15 protein-coding genes and 2 pseudogenes are annotated in these 19,847 nt (G+C 58.3%); 15 read left to right on the top strand and 2 right to left on the bottom strand.

The window, feature by feature from the left end; all coding sequences use genetic code 11:
- The first annotated feature begins 125 nt into the window (after positions 1 to 125).
- Entirely contained in the window at positions 126 to 599 is a 474-nt protein-coding gene (locus EOA27_RS00895; protein WP_127255252.1) for a hypothetical protein, read from the top strand.
- A gap of 402 nt (positions 600 to 1,001) precedes the next feature.
- Here the strand turns inward: EOA27_RS00895 and EOA27_RS41855 are convergent.
- A pseudogene (locus EOA27_RS41855) lies at positions 1,002 to 1,122 on the bottom strand (IS256 family transposase); the annotation flags it as partial.
- 379 nt (positions 1,123 to 1,501) lie between these two features.
- Between EOA27_RS41855 and EOA27_RS00885 the strand changes: the two are divergent.
- The 7 genes and pseudogenes from EOA27_RS00885 to EOA27_RS00855 all read left to right on the top strand — a co-directional run bounded on the left by EOA27_RS00885 (position 1,502) and on the right by EOA27_RS00855 (position 10,273).
- Positions 1,502 to 3,166: an ABC transporter substrate-binding protein gene (locus EOA27_RS00885; protein WP_245467327.1), complete on the top strand. Its 1,665-nt coding sequence runs from the start codon at positions 1,502 to 1,504 to the stop codon at positions 3,164 to 3,166.
- 1 nt (position 3,167) lies between these two features.
- Positions 3,168 to 4,166, top strand: coding sequence for an ABC transporter permease (locus tag EOA27_RS00880; RefSeq protein WP_281013029.1), 999 nt, complete (start codon positions 3,168 to 3,170; stop codon positions 4,164 to 4,166).
- A complete protein-coding gene (locus tag EOA27_RS00875; protein ID WP_126080661.1) occupies positions 4,163 to 5,095 on the top strand; it encodes an ABC transporter permease in 933 nt (310 codons plus the stop codon). The genes EOA27_RS00880 and EOA27_RS00875 overlap by 4 nt, the downstream gene beginning before the upstream one ends.
- Positions 5,092 to 6,099, top strand: a complete 1,008-nt coding sequence (locus EOA27_RS00870) for an ABC transporter ATP-binding protein (protein ID WP_127255248.1) — start codon at positions 5,092 to 5,094, stop codon at positions 6,097 to 6,099. Before EOA27_RS00875 ends, EOA27_RS00870 begins: the two co-directional genes overlap by 4 nt.
- The gene (locus EOA27_RS00865) at positions 6,092 to 7,153 is read left to right on the top strand and encodes an ABC transporter ATP-binding protein (RefSeq protein WP_126080663.1); all 1,062 of its coding nucleotides are present in this window, start codon (positions 6,092 to 6,094) and stop codon (positions 7,151 to 7,153) included. The genes EOA27_RS00870 and EOA27_RS00865 overlap by 8 nt, the downstream gene beginning before the upstream one ends.
- A gap of 187 nt (positions 7,154 to 7,340) precedes the next feature.
- Positions 7,341 to 9,437: a S9 family peptidase gene (locus EOA27_RS00860; protein WP_126080664.1), complete on the top strand. Its 2,097-nt coding sequence runs from the start codon at positions 7,341 to 7,343 to the stop codon at positions 9,435 to 9,437.
- 99 nt (positions 9,438 to 9,536) lie between these two features.
- A pseudogene (locus EOA27_RS00855) lies at positions 9,537 to 10,273 on the top strand (IS5 family transposase).
- Between the two features lie 102 nt (positions 10,274 to 10,375).
- Here EOA27_RS00855 and alr read toward each other — a convergent pair.
- Positions 10,376 to 11,545, bottom strand: coding sequence for an alanine racemase (gene alr / locus EOA27_RS00850; protein ID WP_126080665.1), 1,170 nt, complete (start codon positions 11,543 to 11,545; stop codon positions 10,376 to 10,378).
- Positions 11,546 to 11,922: 377 nt separating this feature from the next.
- Between alr and EOA27_RS00845 the strand changes: the two genes are divergently transcribed.
- The 7 genes from EOA27_RS00845 to EOA27_RS00815 form a co-directional block, all read left to right on the top strand.
- On the top strand, positions 11,923 to 12,339 hold the full coding sequence (locus EOA27_RS00845) for a GNAT family N-acetyltransferase (RefSeq protein ID WP_126080666.1): 417 nt from the start codon (positions 11,923 to 11,925) through the stop codon (positions 12,337 to 12,339).
- Positions 12,340 to 12,562: 223 nt separating this feature from the next.
- The gene (locus EOA27_RS00840; protein ID WP_126080667.1) at positions 12,563 to 13,816 is read left to right on the top strand and encodes a methylaspartate ammonia-lyase; all 1,254 of its coding nucleotides are present in this window, start codon (positions 12,563 to 12,565) and stop codon (positions 13,814 to 13,816) included.
- Positions 13,817 to 13,831: 15 nt separating this feature from the next.
- Positions 13,832 to 14,983, top strand: a complete 1,152-nt coding sequence (locus tag EOA27_RS00835) for a CaiB/BaiF CoA-transferase family protein (RefSeq protein ID WP_126080668.1) — start codon at positions 13,832 to 13,834, stop codon at positions 14,981 to 14,983.
- Positions 14,984 to 15,119: 136 nt separating this feature from the next.
- On the top strand, positions 15,120 to 16,031 hold the full coding sequence (locus tag EOA27_RS00830) for a CoA ester lyase (protein ID WP_126080669.1): 912 nt from the start codon (positions 15,120 to 15,122) through the stop codon (positions 16,029 to 16,031).
- A 133-nt stretch (positions 16,032 to 16,164) separates the two neighbouring features.
- Entirely contained in the window at positions 16,165 to 17,091 is a 927-nt protein-coding gene (locus EOA27_RS00825) for a LysR family transcriptional regulator (RefSeq protein WP_126080670.1), read from the top strand.
- A 195-nt stretch (positions 17,092 to 17,286) separates the two neighbouring features.
- Positions 17,287 to 18,720: an NAD-dependent succinate-semialdehyde dehydrogenase gene (locus EOA27_RS00820; RefSeq protein ID WP_126087044.1), complete on the top strand. Its 1,434-nt coding sequence runs from the start codon at positions 17,287 to 17,289 to the stop codon at positions 18,718 to 18,720.
- Between the two features lie 6 nt (positions 18,721 to 18,726).
- On the top strand, positions 18,727 to 19,847 hold a 1,121-nt coding region (locus EOA27_RS00815; RefSeq protein WP_145970236.1), incomplete at its 3' end, for a fumarate hydratase.

Below are 19,847 nucleotides of genomic sequence, written 5' to 3'. Positions count from 1 at the left end.
TGCGAATAAAGGGGCAAGCGCTATGTGTCTCGCGGCGCGCCCGCGCGGGACACTTGTGCCTATGCCGCCGCTTGACTTCTGCCGAGGGACCCAGCCCGAGCCAGGCGGCGAAATCGCGACCGCACTTGAAGGGTTCCATCGGTGGCGAAAATGCCAAGGGCAGCAATAGGGCCGACACCGGGCATGGTTTGCAAGCGCCGAGATGTTGCAGCTTGCTTGGACAGCATGTCGATCGTCTTCTTCAATGCCGCGAAACGGCTGCTCAACTGTTTGATTTGGTCAAGAGCGCTGCAGATGTCGCGGACCAGATCCGGCAGGTCTGCACTCTCGTCCTCGACGATCTCTGCCAGACGTGGCAGGTGGCCGATGCCTTGCAGAACAACATAACCGAACTCCTAGAGGTGCGCGCGCAACGCATTCACCCATTCGGTTCTCTGATTCACGAACTGCTCTCTGGTGCGAAACACGATAGCCCGGGACTGCTACTCCTTGGTCTTCGGTTCGACAAAGCGCGTTGTCGGTCGTTGCGCTGCTTCGACGATCGCCTCCGCTTCGGCGACGTCGTTCTTCTGCCGCTTGACGGACGGTTTGGGACATAGGCCGGGACAATCAGTCTTGGCTCATGGCCAAGCCGAGCCATCTGACAGGTCTGTAGTGGGAGCTGCCGCACGCTTCCATTGCCACGACACATGCCGGTTGACTCGCCATGAACTTGCAAAACTGCAGGCGCGACAGCTTCTTGCGGAATACAACCGATCCATCAGCTGCCGCCCCCTGCAGCTGAATGCCGTTCTTTCCCAGATCGACCCCAATGATAGTAACTTTTCCATCGATGCCTGCCTCTCCTTTGCGTGGCGCTAACACCACCAACTTGGCACATTGCGATGCCGTCGGAGAAGGCTGGCATCCACCCCATCAGTAAAATGGGACAGCCATGGTGCTGGTCGCGCGGCTTGGCGCAGAGCATGTTTCTTGTGCTCACGCAGATCGTCCATGTTGATCTAGCGGTTGGCGCCATCCGTTTTCGTTGGTTTCGACAGCCAATGTCCTGACGGGGGCGGCATCTCTATGTTTTGGAAAGATGAGCACGACACAGGTGCGCCGGCGGATTTCCTCGTTGAGGCCGCCCTCGTCCATCTCGGCCTCGAGCACCTCCTGCATCCGCACGGATCACTTCGTGCGGACCTGCGGGGCTGGAAGCAGAATGTCTTTGGCGGCAGCGCTGGTCGATTACCGGGGAATCAACAGGTGCGATTTTCAGAGCTGCACCGTCGACAGAAAGCGTCCATCTGGGCGGGGAGAGTCGTTAGCCATCTACTTATTAGATGGCGATTATATCGAGTCTCTATTTGCCAATTCAGCAGCTGTCGAAGAAATCTAACTTAAGACTATAAAGGGGAACCGCCACACCAATTACCTTGTGCACGCGCTGGCCATCAGTTCCAAATGGGCGCGACGAGGTGCGGGAATGCGGCGTGGCGAGGCTTAAAGGAGGACCAGAATGATGTGGTCTATGAATCGCCGTGCGGTCGTCAAAGCAATGCTGGTGGGATCGGTTGCCCCGTGGGTCATTAACTCAAGGGCGTTCGCTTCGTCTTGTAGCGACCATATTGTGCGTGTCGGCTCGATGGGTGCTCCCGATTCCATGAATCCATTCGCCACCTGGAGTTCGTTCTGGCCGCTTGTCTTGTCCTACGATTCGCTGGTCGGCGTTGACGCCCAGCGACACCCTGACCGGAGGGGGTTTGCGAAGGCGTGGGCCGTTGCTGATGACGGGCTCACTTGGACAATCAAGGTATGGCCCGGCATGAAGTGGTCGGACGGCCAACCCGCCACCGCCAGAGACGCCGCGTTCACCTATAATTATCTGCTTGGCTCCGTGGGCAAGCCAGACGAGCTGAATATTGGCCAAAACAGCACAGACGGCATGGAACAAGTCGCATCCGTTACGGCCATTGATGACGAAACTCTGCGGATCGTGACCAAGGCTCCTACGCGCTGGCCAATTGACAACTTCGTTCTAATGGTCCCTGAGCACGTTTGGAAGGACATCGGCTACGCGGATGCGCGCAGCACTTTTCGCAACGACCCGCCGCTGGTGGGAACTGGGCCTATGATCGTTGCGGAGTTTCAGCAAGGCCAATTTGTGCGCCTTACGCCAAACGCGTATTTTCGCACTGAGCAGCCGAAGACGGCCGGGATGATTATCCACTTCTTCACCACGCAGGATCCAATTGCCCAGGGTCTGAAGAGTGGGAGCTTCGATTGTGGGGGCGTGACAACCGCACAGTGGGCTGCCTTCTCGAAGGAGAGCGATATCGGGGTCTATGAATCTCGCGTGGAGCAGCGGGACTATCTGGCATTTAATACGGCCTCCGGGAAGGGGGCGGGCAGCACCAAGGCCCTGCAGGATCCAGCGTTTCGCGACGCGATCGGCTATGCGATCGATCAGAAAGCGATCGTGGATCGCGCCTACCGCGGGCACGCAGACCCTGGTGTCGGAATTGTGATGCCGGTAGCCGCCGACTATTACTCAGACCTAAGCGACATCAGGCGCCGCTTCGATCTAGCCGAGGCGGGTCGTCGGCTAGACGCGGCCGGATATCGGGACACGAACGGCGATGGTGTCCGGGAGGACAAGGAGGGAAAGAGCTTACAGCTTGAGCTAATCACAGGAAAGGCTTCGGGTGTGAGCGAGATTCCGATTGCAGCCGTGCAGCTTGTTGCGGGCTGGCTGGGACAAATTGGCATTCCCGTGTCGGTGACCCAGCTCGATTCCGGTGCGCTCACAGCCCGCACGACAGCGCCGACGGACGGCGGCGGAAGCTGGGATCTGCTAATCGCCAGCAACTGGCTGTCTTCCTCGCCTCACGACCTGCTCGTCTTGGGCAGTAGCAAGTCCATCGGCCTCACTAACAGATCGTACTGGACAAATGAGAAGTTCGACGCGCTCCTGACTGAGGTCGACCGTACCGTCGACCTGAAGAGGAGCCAGGAGCTGGTCGATCAGGCAGCGCGCCTCATCTATGCTGAGGCGCCGTATATCATTCTGAGTCACCCCTTAACGCTCGGTGCCTATCGTAAGGACTGCTTCCAGGGCTGGGGACCGGAGGACGCGATATCGGATTGGAGCTATTTCCCGTTCGATCGGTTGAGGCCGATCTAACGTGGCTGGCAACGCACAGGAAGGGCGAACAAGCCGCATTGGGAATGTCCTGATCAGGGCGGCCATAACTCTTTCGATGGTGGCCACACTGAACTTCGTCCTGTTCAGGGTCATTCCCGGTGACCCTGCAGCGCTTCTGCTTGGCGGTGCTCGGATGAGCGTGTCCGCTGAACGGATCGAGGCGCAGCGCCAGAACTGGGGACTCGACCGGCCGCTTTTCCCGGACCAGATACTTGACTACCTGTCGGCAACTCTACATGGCGATCTCGGCTACAGCTTCAAGTTCAGGGGTAGACTTGTCTCTGACCTTATTTGGGAGCGCTTGCCGGCCACCATCGCCCTGGTTGGCTTGGCCCAATTAATCGCCATGCTATGCGGTGTCATGCTTGGGCTCTATGCGGGTTGGCGCAGAGGAGGAGCTGTCGACCGTATCGCCATGGGAGCATCTCTAGCGCTCTATTCTACGCCGTCTTTCTGGCTTGCTATGGTACTAGTAGTCATTTTTAGCACGGCATTGGGGTGGTTTCCGGGTTATGGCATCTATTCACCCGGCGCTAGCATAGGTTCAACTGATAAGATCCTAGACTACTTGCGACATCTCGCACTTCCGGTCGCCGCGGTAGCCCTTGGGCTGATCGGGCAATACGTTGTGGTCGCGCGTGCAGCGATGAGTGACGTCGTTACTGAGGACTACATGGTGACCGCACGCGCCAAGGGACTTACCAACGGTCAGATGCTGATGCGCCATGCATTTCGTAACGCAATGCTGCCGCTCGTGACCTTGATTACTCTCAATCTTGGCTACGTGGTCGCTGGTGCGATCACCGTCGAAGCCGTCTTCGCCTGGCCGGGAATTGGTGGTCTCACGGTCGAAGCGCTCAACGCGCGGGACTACCCAGTTCTTCAAGGGATATTCCTGTTGCTTGGTGTATCGATCGTTGTCGCGAACCTCCTAGCCGATCTTGCCTACGGCATTCTTGATCCGCGAATCCGGCAATGAGTGAAAGTATCGTGCGATATTCCTCGCGTAGCCGGGCGAGAGCGATCAAGAGCTTTCTATCCAATCTTCTTGGTCACGCCGGGGCTCAGCTCGGCCTGTTGTGTCTGGTGTTTTTCCTTGTCCTCTCTGCTGTGCCCAATATCCTCGTAGGTCCACTTGAGACCGTAGCCACCGCAACTGGTGATTTCCTCGTTCCACCATCAAGCCAGCATCTGCTGGGGACCGATGAGGTGGGGCGTGACGTGCTCAATCTGGTCGTCCATGGTGCCCGGATATCGCTCACGATCGCGCTGCTGGCGACCGTCATCAGCCTCGTCGTCGGCACTACGGTTGGTATCATTGCTGGCTACTACGGTGGCAGAGTTGACGTCTGGCTGATGCGGCTGACGGATTTCTTTTTCGTCATGCCGTCCTTCGTCCTTGCGCTGGTCATCACACCCGTGGTGCTCGAAGTAATGGGGCGGGGCAGAGAAATCCTCGGCTTCCGTCCTTCCCTCTTCGTGATCCTTGTCGTCATCGGCATAACAAGCTGGGCGTTTGTCGCCCGTATCGTTCGCAGTCAGACACTATCGCTTAAGGAGCGAACATTCATTGATCGCGCACGAGTTGTGGGCAGCAGCAATTTGAGCATCATGGTGCGGCATATCCTCCCCAATCTCGTTCCGCAAATCGCAGCGAATGGTGCGCTGGTCGTCGCTGGCGCAATCTATGTCGAGACGTCGCTCTCGTTCCTCGGGCTTGGCGACCCATTGCAGCCTTCATGGGGCACTTTGCTTTCGCTCGCTCAGCGCGCCGGTGCGGCCAGTACCGGAGCTTGGTGGTACCTCGGCGCCCCCGGGCTGTGCGCCCTCGCGGTTTCCCTTAGCTTCGTCCTGGTCGGCAATGCCCTCGACGACACGTTCAATCCACGGCAGAGGGTGATCCCATGACAAACCTCTCCCAAGACAAGGCATCGCTTTTGGAAGTCGACGGGCTTTCTGTTGAGTATCGGCTCAAGGGCGTTTCATTGCGAGCGATCGACCGCGTGAGCTTCGCGCTCCAGGCTGGAGAGGCCGTTGGCCTCGTCGGTGAATCGGGCAGTGGCAAGACTACCACCGCCATGGCGATCGCTGGTCTACTATCGCCCAATGCACGGGTCAGCGGCGGCCAAGTGCGCTATCGTGGTAACCTGCTGTCGATCGACAATGATGCGGCGATGCGGCCACATCGCTGGACCGAGACGTCCGTCGTTTTCCAGGGCGCGATGAATGCGCTCAATCCCGTTCACCGCATTATCAAGCAAATCGCCGAGCCATGCATCCTGAAGCTCGGCATGTCGCGTGCCGAGGCGACCGCGCGGGCACGGGAGGTTCTAGAACTCGTCGGCATTCCGACGGATCGCGGCACTGCCTATCCCCACGAGTTGTCGGGCGGTATGCGTCAAAGAGTGATGATTGCCATGGCGCTCGCATGTCGCCCCTCGATCATCATCGGTGACGAGCCGACCACGGCGCTCGACGTCATCACACAGGCTCAGATCCTCAAGCTGTTGGGGAAGTTGCGATCGCAGCTTAACCTAGCGCTCATTTTAATCACCCACGACCTGTCTGTCGTCGCTGAGTCGTGTGATCGCGTGATGATCATGTACGCCGGCCGGATAGTCGAGGATGGAACCGTCGCGGAGATCTTCGCTAAGCCCAAACATCCCTACACTCGCCTGCTGATCGAATCGATCCCGAATCCGGCGAGCGGTAAACGAATCATTCGCCCTATCCCCGGTGATCCCCCCAACTTGATGAACCGGCCGTCAGGCTGCGCCTTCCACCCGCGTTGCCCGTCGGCCATGGGGGTTTGCGCGACCGAAGTCCCCAGCCTCGAAAAGTTCGGGTGGGGACGCGTCGCCTGTCACCTTCACCGTTCCTCGCAAGAAGGCAGGGTTGCAGTTCATGCCTGACACCTCCGACATCCTGAGTCTCGAGAGCCTGAAGGTCCATTTTCCTATCCAGGGCGGACTGTTCGACCGGGTCCTGGGGCGATCTGCCGGGGCGGTGCGTGCGGCGGATGGAGTCGACCTCAACATTGGACGAGGTGAAATCGTCGCCCTGGTTGGAGAATCCGGAAGCGGCAAGACGACAGTGGGCCGCGTCATCACCAAGCTAGCCCAGCCCACAGGAGGCAGGTTGCTGTTTGAGGGCCGCGATATGACGTCTGCAAAGGGCTTCTCGGCTCTGCGTCCCTACCGGCGACGCGTGCAAATGATCTTTCAGGATGCTTATCAGGCGCTCAACCCGCGACACACCGTGTTCGACAGTGTGGCAGAGCCGTTGCGCTCCCTGCGGCTGGTCAAGAACCATGCTCAACTCACAGAAAGGGTCAGCGAAGCGCTTTCGGCGGCCGGGCTCAATCCTCCCGGTGATTTCTTCGCCCGCTTCCCACACGAACTCTCCGGCGGCCAGCGCCAGCGCGTCGTGATTGCCGGAGCGCTTGCCGTGAAGCCGGAGCTCATCGTTGCCGACGAGCCCGTGTCGATGCTCGATGTATCGATACGCGCACAAATTCTTCAGGTCCTGGTTGACCTGCGCGCCAAGCACAACATGGCGCTACTGTTCATCACCCACGACCTGCCGCTCGCCTGGCTGATCGCCGACCGGATTGCAGTCTTATATCTTGGGAGATTGGTCGAGATCGGCAGCGCCGATGACATCACATTCAACCCCCGGCATCCCTATACGGTCGCGTTGCGCAACGCCACGCCGCAGATTCGCAGCGACGCAAGTCGCTTCGAGCTGCCGGCGTTGCAAGGAGAGGTTCCAAGCGCCGCACGCGTGCCGAAGGGCTGTCGTTTCCATCCTCGCTGCCCGCTTGCTTTCGACCGGTGCAAGGAGGAGGAGCCGCCGGCCATCGAAGTCGGGCCGCAGCATATGTCCGCATGCTGGCTGCCGACGTCAGGTGCGAAAGCAGAATTGTCGACACCCAACCTGAAAAGTGCCGACCATGGTTCCGTCTGACAGTAAGTAATAATAGGGCACTCGAAGCGCTATTCTGCCAGAACGGAATTAACGGATGTTGGTAATAACGCACCGTGGCTCGTTAAACGGTTTACACTATATCGCCTAGGAGCAACATTGATGCACAAACTGTCTGCTCGCGGACTGCCGCGCCAATTCCTTGCTCTTTTTTCCTGAGGGCCTTGTGATGGTAGACAAGCACCTGCAGCCACCGCTTCCTCGTTCCGAGGCACGGATCCGGGTCCTTCATGGCGACGTCACGATAGACTCGTATGGCTGGCTCAGGGACTGGGAGAATCCCGACGTCCGCGCGTATCTTGAAGCCGAGAACAGCTACGCGCAGCAAGCGACAGCCCACCTGGAAGGGCTCAAGGCGGAACTTATCGCCGAGATCGAAGGGCGTCACACCTGCGAGGGCGCCCCACCAACCTTCCAGGTTGGGCCTTTCGAGTACTTCGAAAGACACGGGCGGGGCCTGTCTCATCCTGCGTGGTGGCGCCGGCCGGTGACCGGAGGCTCGGCCGAGCTTGTTCTCGACCCGAACGCGATCCCGGGGGCCGAGATCTTCTATTCGCTCGGTGTCTTCGAGCCGAGTGACGACGGGCGTTACGTGGCGTTCAGCTTCGATGTCATCGGGGACGAGAACTTCGAGCTTAGGGTGCGGGACATAGAGACCGGCCATGACGTCTGGACGGGCTCGAGGCGGGCTGGGATGGTTACTTGGACCGCGGACGGCAACACGCTCTTTTTCACGCGGGAGCGGGCGGACCGGCGGCGGCAACGCCATGAGCTTATACGCCTGGACGTCAACGATTCGCACTCTGAGGTAGTGTTCGAGGAGGCGGACGAGCGACTGAACTTGCGGATTTGGCGCTCTGATAGCGGCGCCTGGCTGCTTTTGGACGTTATGGACAACGCCGGGGCGGTGGAGGTGTGGTGCCTTCCTGCCGACCAGCCGGGCGTTGGGTGGCGCCGGATTGTGGCGCGTGATCTTGGCCACCATGTCTTTGCCGAGCACTGGGGCGACAGGTTCTTGTTTCGGGTAAACGACGCTGGACCCTACTGGCGGCTCGTGTGTGCGCCGATAGGTGACCCGTCACCATCGTGCTGGGAGGAGGTCATCCCGCATCGAGCGGGCGTGACGCTTGAGGAGGTCCACGTGCTCGACCAGCACCTGGTTGTCCTGGAACGAGAGGGCCTTCGTCCTCGCCTCGTCTCGCATAACCGAAGCGGGGGGGTCGCCGCCACGATCGTTCCCGACGAGCCGAGCTGCACTCTTAAGGTCGGCTTGTCTGCAGGGGGTAGCTATTCGGTCGCACGGCATCCGTTCCGAAGCTCGAAGTTGGTCTACTCGGTTAGCTCATTCGTGACGCCCGACACGTTTGTAGAGCATGATCTCGCCGACGACCGATCGGCAGTCCTGTACCAGGCCCGCGTTCCCGGATATGACCCGGCTCAATACGTGGCGACGGTCGTCATGGCGCAGGCGGAAGACGGGGTGGATATACCAATTTCGCTCGTCGCGCGGCGCGATCGAACCACCCCAGGGCCGGTGTTATTGAATGTCTACGGCTGTTATGGAAAACCGAGATGGCCCTCGTTTTTCACTTGGCCCTCATCCATGACCAAACGTTTGAGCCTGCTCGATCGCGGAGTTGCTTTCGGCATCGTGCACGTACGGGGAGGCGGGGAGCTTGGACGTCCGTGGCACGAGGCGGCTACCCGCGATCGAAAACGTATCACCCACACAGATCTGATCGTCGCTGTCGAGGCGCTTGTTAGGCAGGGGGTCGCCACCGGCGACGGCATCGTCATTGAGGGAGCGAGCGCTGGCGGGGGTACCGTGCTTGCCACGGCCGACTTGCGGCCCGACTTGTTCCGCGCCGTACTCGCCGAGGTTCCGCTCGCCGACATCATAGATACCGAGCTGGACTTCACGATGCCGTACGCGCTGCCGGAAATAGCGGAGTACGGCGATCCCCACATAGCCGACGAATATCGGCACCTGCGCAGCTACGATCCTTACTACAACCTCAGTGCCGATCGCCCGCGCCCGCCAACTTACGTCGACGCCGCGCTCGACGACAGCCAGGTGCTCTACTACCAGCCTGCTCGGTACGTTGCCCAGCGACGTTCCTTTACGGCCGGTCGAGACCCAGGTCTTGTTTTCCACATGCGTATGGTCGGTGGCCACGGCGGCGCTTCACATGGGCCTAGTGTAGCCGAAGAAGCAGCACTTCGTATGGCTTGGATTCTAGACCAGGTCCGATGCTCGGGCAATTAGGCATTTCTATGTTACAATCGGAATCAAAGCTAGGGTCAGGACCCATAATCTATTGAGTTGATATCTGTTTGGTGATTCAGGGTGGCAGGAGGTGCTGCCTTGAGTGATTTGCTGATGTTGACGCCGGAGCAGATGCGCCGGATCGAGTCCTATTTTCCTTTGTCGCATGGTGTTCCGCGTGTGGATGACCGCCGGGTGCTGAGCGGCATCCTGTTCGTGATCCGAAATGGCCTTCGCTGGCGAGATGTCCCTTCCGACTACGGTCCGTACAAGACCATCTACAACCGCTTCATCCGCTGGAGTCGGCTGGGTGTGTTCAACCGCATCCTAGCGGAACTGGCCGCGCAGGGCGGCGAAACGGACAATCTGATGATCGATGCCACCCATCTCAAAGCGCACCGCACTGCCGCCAGCCTCCTTAAAAAACTCTATCCCGATGTATCGGACGCAGCCGAGGCGGACTGACCACCAAGGGACGTCCGCGGCTGCTGCATCTGAGCGAAGGGCAGACCAATGATCACAAGACTGCTGCGGCCGTGATCGAGGATTTGCCCGCCGCCAACGCCCTGCTGGCCGATCGGGCCTACAGTTCAGCGGCCTTCCGCCAGGCGCTCGTCGAGCGCGGTATCAGGCCATGCATCCCACCCCATGCCAAGCATCGTGTTCAGCACAGCTATGATCCTGTCCGATACCGGCAACGTCACAGGATCGAGAACATGTTCGCACGCCTCAAAGACTGGCGACGCATCCACACCAGATACGACCGATGTGCTCACACCTTCCTGTCGGCTATCGCCTTCGCTGCAGCCTTCATCTTCTGGATCAATGAGTCCTGACCTAGCTACATGTTTGATCCGGGGCTTTGATGGGGCATCCTTATCTTTCGAATCAAAGGATGCCCTATGGACCAAGTTCTCCATGGGAGCGCCATAACGAAATCAAAGGCGTGCCTTGCCATCATTCATCTCGCTGCTGCCATCAAAGTCTAACGCCTTATTCCTAGGGGTCGTAGGTAACAAGGAAGAATTCAGATACCGTCTTGTGCAACCAGCACCTAGGCGGGTTAAGACTTCGTGTGGGCTGAGGCCCACAGCTTCTGCAAGGTCATCTAAGGTAAAATCATTTCCCAGTAATTCCACAAAGTTACCTGGCCCACAAAGCGCTTCTGGAACATCTGTTATATCAATTGTCATGTTCTCCATGCATATTGTTCCGATTAGAGGGGCCGAATAACCTGCGAACCGAGCTGATATCTTGTTCGCGCAGGCCCATGGAAGGCCATGTGTGTAGCCGATCCCGACGGTCGCTACGCGGGTAGCTCGACCCGTACGAAATGTCGCACCGTAGCCAACAGCCTCCCGCCTAGCGACATTGCGCACGTCGAGTATTTTCGCTCGGAGCCTTGCAACCGCTTGCAGCGGATTTGGTCGAATGCCAGCATCGTTGAGCCCGTACAGGGCTGAGCCCACCCGTACCATGTCGAAATGATAGGATTTACCTAGCCAGATACCGGCGGACGCTGCGAGACTGCCGCAGGTGGGCTTAATCAGATCGTAGATCGCCCGGAAGCGGTTCCGTTGCAACACATTAGTTGGGTCCGCAACGGTTTCGCTGCACGCTAGATGGCTGAGTACGACCGAAGGGGGATACATGTCGAACGTACCAGAAAAATACGCGCGACGCACGTCCGCAATGGCGAGCCCAAAGCGGGAAAATCCCGTTTCCACGTTAAGAAAATATGTCTTCGTTCCTGTTGCAATAACGGCTTCCAATTCGGCGCAATTGTTCACAACCGGTATGAGGTTATTGGATTGGTAGAATCTACCAAATTTCGCGAAATCATCGCAAAAAACCGCGATTGCCTCGTCTACATGGGACGATCTTAGAAGCAGCGCTTCCTCAAGATTGCCGACGAAGAGCAGATCGCAGCCGACATGAATAAGCGCCCTTGCAATCTCTACAACACCAAGTCCATAGGCGTCGCTCTTGACGACAGCGGCGACCCTTACGCCTAACCCAACGAGGGCCGTGATGGCCCGGAAGTTCGCCTGAATAGCCCCAAGATTGATTTCAAATATAGCATTTCTGGGGCGAACTAACGGCAACATCTTTTGCTCTCCAACAGTCCCGTTTTTTATAAACCTCGCCGCCCCGCGATGCAGCCTACTATCCTAGGTAGGCGCGCGAGCTGAGATTGCCGTTTAAAAAGGGGCGCCGTCGAAGCACGGATTAGACACTGGTTAAAGCGGACTGAGACGCAAGCAGTCGCTTCGGCAGGGCACTTGCACGCAGATGACAAAGCATAGTCGTTCAACTGACTAGTAAGCTGTGTTCTGGATAGGGCAGTTGCTGCGCAGCTCTTCGTGCCAAAATCCGCCACAAGCTACTGCTGGTTTCACGCAGTCAGGGCGAAAATCTCGGCACCGGCTGCGAATACAAGGTATTGCGTAAGCTTAGATCAATCAATTTTTGTTAAGGGGTTGGCATGAGCGAACAATCTGAGATCCTTTACGTTAGTGAGCCGAACCTTGACCCGGCCGAATTCTGCCGCGTGTTGGCCGAATCCGGCTTCGGGGCGACCCATGGCGAGCTTCGGCTGCATGCGATGCTCCGCCAAGCCGACTTGGTGCTGACGGCCCGGCTCCATCGGCCGGGGCGGAAGCTGGTCGGAGTACTTCGATGCGTTACTGACTTTTCCTGGATCTGCTACGTCTCCGAGCTTGCCGTATCGGCGTCGGCGCAAGGCCTCGGCATCGGCAAGGGCCTCCTGTATGAAGCCCGCCGGCAACTCGGGCCTGCTGTGGCCATAGCTTTGATCTCTACACCCAACTCTGTCGGCTTCTATGAAGGGATTGGATTGACGCGCATTTCAGACGCATTCTGGTTAATGCGCGAATGCTAACCCAAATGAGGTGAGTACGACGTTGCAATGTCCACCTATACAATAATTCGACGTTCGTCGAATGCTTGCCGGAATACGGGGTGCATGTGTCTGACGCCGGCCATCTGAAAACGCGATGGGACCGTCCGGGACATTATGTTGGCGAACTCAAGATCAAGTGGTGCATAGTCGGCGCAGCAAATCCAACTGCCATCAACGATGTCCGAAAATCGAGCGAAGTGAAATGCAGATCAAAGACGTCCTCCTTGCGCCTGGCAATGGCGCTTTTTTCTATGACGATCAGGGTGCCATCAGGGCCGGCGCGCCCCAGGACGGTTTCGTCTATAGCGGCGAGGCGACAGCGATTGGGTTCACGTCCATCCGCGTTCCGGCATCTTCGCTCAGCATCGGGCTTGCTCTCACCGACGGGGCCGTGGTTTGGGGTGACATGATGAGCGTTCAATATTCTGGTGCTGGAGGACGAGATCCTTTGTTTGAGAGTGCTCAAATCTCGGAGTTAACCTCGCGTATAGTCGTGCCCCGGCTTCTCAATGTCGACGTATCTCGTTATCTCGATGCCTGTGCAAAGGTTTTTGAGCCTCTCCAGCACCAGCGGTTACCTCTCGCGATTGAGTATGGCGTTAGCCAGGCGCTCCTTCGCGCCTCGGCCCATCTTCAAAGTACCACGATGGCGGAAGTCGTTTGCAGTGAATTTAACCTGCCGCTGCCAATTCGCAGGGTTCCGATCTACTGCCAAAGCGGCGATGCTCGCGAAATCAACGTCGACAAAATGATCTTGAAAGCGGTAGATATACTTCCCCACGGCCTGATCAACTCACGGCAGAAATTCGGCGTCGAGGGCCAGGCCTTCATGGAGTTCGTGAAGTGGGTTGCGGCGCGGACGCGCGAAATTGGCCGCCCGGGGTATCATCCGGTGCTGCATTTCGATGTGTATGGCTGGATCGGCCAGGAAATCAGCCTGGAGCCGCAACTCATCGCCGACTTTATCTGCAGGGTCGCCGACGCTGTTCCGGGTTTCACCCTCAATGTCGAGTCCCCGGCGGATTTTGGTTCGACGCAAGCTCAAATTGAGAACTACGCCAAGATCGTATCAATTTTGGACAACCGGGGTTCCACCGCTCGCATTGTCGTGGACGAAAGGTGCAACACGCTCGAGGATATTCGGCTCTTTGCCGAAGCGAAGGCCGCGCATCTCATTCAAATCAAGACGCCTGATGTCGGCTCATTGGCTGACACGGCACGTGCAGTGCTCCTGTGTAAGGAGAACAAGGTAGGCGCGTACGTTGGAGGAAGCTGTACCGAGACAGATCTCTCTGCCCAGGCTTCCGTCCACATATCGATGGCGACCCAGGCAGACATGATGCTTGCGAAGCCTGGAATGGGAGTCGACGAGGCATTCTCGATCGTGGGCAATGAACAGAATCGGTTGCTTGCGATGCTGAATCGTCGTCGGGCTCAAAACGAAAATGTTGGATGAAGAGCGCGGTGTTGCATGCAGAACTCTCTTGAGGGGATCACTGTCGTAGCTGTGGAGCAGGCCGTTGCTGCACCGTATGCATCGTCTCGTCTTGCCGATGCAGGCGCCCGGGTGATCAAGGTTGAGAGGCCTGAGGGAGACTTTGCCCGGAAATACGATAAGTTGGTGCGGGGGCAAAGCGCCTATTTCGTTTGGCTCAACCGGGGTAAGGAGTCAGTATGCTTGGATTTGAGGTTGGAGGCGGACCGTGCTGTGCTGGACACGCTTGTTGCTGCTGCTGACGTCTTTATCCAGAATCTGAAGCCAGGCAGCATCGAAAAACTCGGCTTCGGATCTGCGGATCTGCGTCGCCGTTTTCCGCGGCTAATCACCTGCGACATTTCGGGATTTGGGGAGGGGGGGCCATTTTCTCACCTCAAGGCCTATGATCTCATCGTCCAAGCCGAAACCGGTCTGTGTGCGATCACCGGGACGCAACAGGGACCCGCCCGTGTGGGTGTGTCGGTTTGCGACATCTCGGCAGGCATGACGGCACATAGCGCCATACTTCAGGCGCTGTATCATCGCGAGGTCACTGGCGAAGGGGCTAGCATTCAGGTGTCCCTGTTCGATGCCGTCGCCGATTGGATGAACGTGCCGGTCCTGCAACACGACTACAGCAGCTACCACACGGTACGCGCGGGCGTGAAACACCCCTCGCTGGCGCCTTATGGCGCCTATCGCTGCGCCGATGGCAAGGACGTCATCTTTTCCGTGCAGAATGACCGGGAATGGGTGAATTTCTGCGAGAAATTCCTGAAGCGGCCTGAGCTCACGCGTGCACTTGGTTTCGCCGACAACATGGAGCGCCTCGGCCACCGTCCTCAACTTGATGAGATAATTGAGCTGCGGTTTTCCGAGCTGTCCTGCCACGAAGCGATGCAGGAGCTTGAGGCGGCCGGTTTGGCATATGGGCGACTGAACGAAGTGGCGGACATTTCAAAGCATCCACACGTTCGCAGGGTTGAGATTGGCACACCTGAAGGAACAGTAGAGACGATCGCCCCGGCGGCGATCTTCAACTCTGAGCGCCCCTCGCTGCGCCCAGTTCCGGGCCTTGGTGCGCATACGGAGGCTGTCCGCGAGGAGGTTCGAGCAGGTTTGCGCGCAAGAGCCGCGTCAGCATGAGCGTGCCTGTTGTCGGGAAGGAAGCGCGATCGCGATTCACAGAGTGCATGCCTAGTCCTGGCCCCTCTGGGTGCCACGGCCGCCCAGCAAACTCACTGACAGCGCCCACGCTAGAATCGACCGCAGAGGCGACTTCATGAATGACGCCGTTCAGGCCGTTGAAAGCCCGATGTCTGTTCCCCGCTGGAGATCTCTGCTCTTTGTTCCCGCTCATGTTCCGCGCTTTGTGGAGGCGGCTCATGAGCGCGGGGCAGATGGCGTCATACTCGACCTTGAGGACTCCGTTCCCCAGGATCAAAAAGGTGAGTCACGGCGCCAGCTTTCTGCATCCGTGGCAAAGGTGGGCCGCAGGGGCGCTTATGTTTTAGTTCGCGTGAATCGCGGTTTGCGTGCCTTGGCGGCCGATCTCGATGCAGCCGTAGTAGCGGGTGTTGATGCACTTGTCCTTCCGAAGACGGATTCGGCAGCGTGGGTAATAGAGATCGCAAATGCGGTATCGGAACTTGAACGAGAAAGAAATCTTGCGGTGGGTCGAATCCGGTTCCTTGCCTTGATCGAGACCCCGGCAGCATTACAAAGTCTCTCAGCCATTGCGTCGGCCCATCCCAGGATGGTTGCAATGGCGCTGGGTCCTGAAGACTTCAGTGCCTCCGTTGGCGGTGCCCCGGAACTCGACCTTCTTTTGACACCGAACCTTTCTGTTCTGTTTGCCGCTCGCGCCGCTGGCTTGCTACCGCTTGGTTTCATAGGAAGTATCAGCGAGTTCTCAGACAATGATAGACTTCGTGAGGCCGCGGCCCATGCGCGGCGGCTTGGCTTTACCGGGGCTTTGGCGATCCATCCAAATCAGGTTGCCATATTCAATGAGGCTTTCTCACCAAGCCCACAGGAACTCGAGTGGGCCCGTCGTGTCCTCGCGGCGGAAAAAGATGCGACGGCGCAAGGCAGAGGCGCGTTCGCATTGGACGGAAAGATGGTCGATCCACCGGTTATTCGAAGGGCCCGAGAAATCATCGCGACGGATCCGGGCGCCGAGTTGGCCGTTTGAGTCCTCAGCGGGTTGATCAACAAGACTGGGACGACGACAGCAAGCGTCAGCAGCTCGGCACAATTATTGCTGTCGTGCCATCACATTTTAAGATAGATTGCGTCAATTGCAGTCCGCCCTCGGAAGAGTACCCGTGGAAATCAGGCAGTTAAGATACTTCGTCGGCGTGGTCGAAGCAGGCAGTTTCACGAAGGCCGCTGGCTTTCTGAATGTCGCCCAGAGTGCGCTGAGTCTGCATGTACGCCAATTGGAGGAAGGCTTCGGCACTCAGCTGCTGATACGCGACAGAACCGGCGTGAGCGTGACGGCGTCAGGAGCCAAACTGCTCGAGCGGGCGCGGGCAATTCTCAAAGAAATTCGACTTACCGAGGTGGAATTGACCAACACAGCCGCTTCCCCTGCCGGGGAGGTGACTATTGGGATTCCGTCTGGAGCTGCTCGCGTCCTGAGCGGTCCGCTGCTTGAGGCGGTGAGACACGAACTGCCCAAGGTGTCCCTCAAGATGGTCGAGGGTATGACGGGACCGCTAGAGGAATGGATGGCGGCTGGACGCTTCAATCTGGCGGTTCTGTACCGCACAGCAGACAGTGTGGGGCGAATGACGGTGCTAGCGCGCGAAGACCTTTGTCTGGTGGTTCCGTCCGGCGAGCCACCGTTTGAAGATGCGATATCGCTGGTCGACCTGCATGAATTCCCCCTGGCGGTTCCCATGCGCAACAACAATGTCAGGCGTTCGGTGGCTGATGTCGTCGCACAACACGGTTGCGCGCTGGACGTCAGGTTTGAAGTGGACTCCCTCTCAACGATCATCAACATGGTCGTAGAGGGAAAAGCGCATTCTATTCTCGCCCCGTCTGCGGTTCAGAAAGAAGCCTCCCAAGGGCTGGTCCGGACTGTCAAGATCGTCGATCCGGTGATTACTCGGTCCGTGGTGCTCGCTGTAAATCCCAAAGATGAGCGTTCTGCGGCCGTTTCTGCGGTCTGCAAGCTCATTCCGAAGGTCGCCAGAAAATTGATTGAAATCCGGGACTGGGCGGCGGTGGCGCCTGAGGCGACCTGACAAACTAACCTGTAAAGCTGGGCATGATCTTTTGCGGCCATAAGGACCAGCCCGATCTGGATTCCAGATGGATTTCGGCAATATTCGATATTTGACCCGCCGCGACCATCGCGATGAAACTGGCTCAAGCGAGTTCAGCAGTTTCGATATCGAAACTGCGCTCGTATGCAAGAATTCAGTCAAGTGGAGCCCGTGATGTCCGACGCCAAGAGCTACGAGCTCTTCATTAATGGCAAATGGCGAGCCGGTGGTAGCCGAGCCACTTTGCCGGTGATCAACCCGGCGACGGAGAAGGTATTTGCCTCAGTGGCCTCGGCTACGGTTTCAGACTTGGATGAAGCTCTTGCCTCGGCAGAACGCAGCCGCAAGGCGTGGTCCTCACGACCCGCCAAAGAGCGTGGCGAGATCCTCGTCTCTGCCGCCAGCATTCTGGCAGAGAAAGCTGGCGCCGCAGCCAGGGACCTGTCGTCCGAACAGGGAAAGACGATTGCCGAAGCGACAGGAGAATACGCGCGCGCAGTCGAAACGCTGGAATGGAATGGCCGGCATGCCGATGAGTTGTCGGCCCCGATTCCGTTGGGCTCGAACAGGATGATAGCCCCCGAGCCGCTCGGTGTCGTCGCTGCATTTACGCCATGGAACTATCCGGCCGTTCTTATCGCCCGCAAGCTCGCCCCCGCGCTGGCGGCAGGCTGCCCGGTGATCCTCAAAGGGGCCGAGGAGACGCCAAGTGTGGCTGTCCATATCGTGGAATCTTTGCGTCAAGCAGGGATACCAGAAGGCGTGGTCAACCTGGTGTTCGGTGTTCCTGTGCATATATCGCGGCATCTGCTCAGTTCGCCAATTGTGAAAGTCTTGACGTTCACGGGGTCGACGGCTGTTGGAAAACAGCTAGCCACGCTGGCCGCGAATAATCTGCAGCGTTGCATCCTTGAGCTCGGTGGACATTCCCCGGTTATTGTGTGCGAAGATGCGGATCTGGCAAGGGCGATACCGGCTATTTCGGAATACAAATTCGAGTGCGCGGGCCAGAGCTGTAATGCGCCCAGCAGGATTCTTGTCGCCCGGTCCCGCTATGAGGAACTCCTGTTCCGGATGACGGAGGCGGTCCGAAGAATCAGGATCGGACCACCGGATGACCCTGCAACGCAAATGGGGCCAATGGCAAACGCGCGGCGAATAGAGGCCATGCAGCGCCTGACCAAGGATGCGGTAGAAGGCGGCGCCCGCATCGAGACCGGTGGCATCCCCCTTGACCGACCGGGGTTTTACTGGCCGCCAACCATCCTGACGGGCGTACCGAAGCAAGCGAGAGTGCTTCATGAAGAGCCGTTCGGACCGATTCTCACCGTGGCGCCTTTCGATACGATCGAAGAGGCGATCGAGGAAGCCAACGCCACCGAGTACGGTCTGGCCGCCTACTTGTTTACTGGCGCGGCCGATACGCAACAGAAGCTTATCAATGGTCTCTCTGCGGGCGCAGTTAGTGTGAATTACCTGAAAGGGGTTTCCGCGGATGCGCCTTATGGGGGCGTCAAGCAAAGCGGCTATGGATATGAAGGCGGCGAGCAGGGGGTGCGAAGCTTCCAGATTTTGAAAATGGTCAATGGCCTCGGTTCGTTTGGATAAAATCCGGTGGGAAACAGAACACGGACCATCGCAGGTCGCGACATCACAAGGAGCGTCGCCGACGCCCTTCAGTACATCTCGTACTATCATCCTCCAGATTATATCCGGTCTCTTTCTCACGCATACACGCGAGAACAGAGCCCGTCGGCGAAGAATGCCATAGGTCAGATTCTGCTGAACTCCCGCATGGCGGCCTTTGGGCGGCGCCCGATCTGTCAGGACACCGGACTTGTGGTTGTCTTCGCAAAGGTCGGCATGGATGCCCGCATTAAGTCAACAGCCAGTTTCGCTGATCTTGTGAATGAGGGCGTACGTCAAGCCTATCTCGATCCGGACAATCCCCTTCGGGCATCGATCGTTGCGGATCCCCTCGCTAGACGGGTCAACACCCGCGACAACACGCCGGCAGTTGTCCATGTCAACTTGGTGCAAGGTGACCAGATTGAGATCACTATCGCCGCAAAAGGCGGCGGGTCCGAGAACAAGGCACGTTTTACCACCCTTAATCCCAGCGCCTCCGTTTCCGACTGGGTGGTCAATACCGTTTCGACCCTGGGCAGCGGATGGTGTCCGCCTGGGCTGATCTCTGTTGGTATCGGTGGTAGCGCTGAAAAGGCGATGCTGCTGGCCAAGGAAGCCATGAACGAGCCCATCGATATGGCGGAACTAATCGCAAGGGGGGCGTCAAGCCCGGAAGAGGGACTGCGGATTGAGCTTTATGAGCGGATCAACGCGCTTGGCATCGGCGCCCAAGGGCTTGGTGGTCTGACGACAGTCGTTGACGTCAAGGTTGCGACCTATCCTACTCATGCGGCGTCCAAGCCTGTGGCGCTCATCCCGCAATGCGCCGCCAACCGGCACCTGAAGTTTACTTTGGACGGCTCTGGACCCATCAGGCTCCAGCCGCCCGATTTGCGCGAATGGCCCGACATCGGAGCCGACGAATTGAACCCAGCCGGCGTCCGGCGGGTCAATTTAGATACGCTGACGAAGGAAGAGACGGCATCGTGGCGCTGCGGTGAAACGCTCCTGCTGTCTGGAAAGATGCTGACGGGCCGTGACGCTGCCCACAAACGAATGGTCGAGCTGATCGATGCCGGCAAGCCGCTTCCGGTCGATCTGACGGG

The organism is Mesorhizobium sp. M2A.F.Ca.ET.037.01.1.1 (genome assembly GCF_003998075.1).
Taxonomy (GTDB): domain Bacteria; phylum Pseudomonadota; class Alphaproteobacteria; order Rhizobiales; family Rhizobiaceae; genus Mesorhizobium.
The sequence above is the reverse complement of the archived record's forward strand: the minus strand, read 5'-3'. Positions and strand labels throughout refer to the sequence as shown.

Coding starts and splice junctions, on each gene's coding strand:
- EOA27_RS00885 (WP_245467327.1), top strand. CDS start 1,502: ATGATGTGGTCTATGAATCGCCGTGCGGTCGTCAAAGCAATGCTGGTG.
- EOA27_RS00875 (WP_126080661.1), top strand. CDS start 4,163: ATGAGTGAAAGTATCGTGCGATATTCCTCGCGTAGCCGGGCGAGAGCG.
- EOA27_RS00870 (WP_127255248.1), top strand. CDS start 5,092: ATGACAAACCTCTCCCAAGACAAGGCATCGCTTTTGGAAGTCGACGGG.
- EOA27_RS00865 (WP_126080663.1), top strand. CDS start 6,092: ATGCCTGACACCTCCGACATCCTGAGTCTCGAGAGCCTGAAGGTCCAT.
- EOA27_RS00860 (WP_126080664.1), top strand. CDS start 7,341: ATGGTAGACAAGCACCTGCAGCCACCGCTTCCTCGTTCCGAGGCACGG.
- alr (WP_126080665.1), bottom strand. CDS start 11,545: ATGTTGCCGTTAGTTCGCCCCAGAAATGCTATATTTGAAATCAATCTT.
- EOA27_RS00845 (WP_126080666.1), top strand. CDS start 11,923: ATGAGCGAACAATCTGAGATCCTTTACGTTAGTGAGCCGAACCTTGAC.
- EOA27_RS00840 (WP_126080667.1), top strand. CDS start 12,563: ATGCAGATCAAAGACGTCCTCCTTGCGCCTGGCAATGGCGCTTTTTTC.
- EOA27_RS00835 (WP_126080668.1), top strand. CDS start 13,832: ATGCAGAACTCTCTTGAGGGGATCACTGTCGTAGCTGTGGAGCAGGCC.
- EOA27_RS00830 (WP_126080669.1), top strand. CDS start 15,120: ATGAATGACGCCGTTCAGGCCGTTGAAAGCCCGATGTCTGTTCCCCGC.
- EOA27_RS00820 (WP_126087044.1), top strand. CDS start 17,287: ATGTCCGACGCCAAGAGCTACGAGCTCTTCATTAATGGCAAATGGCGA.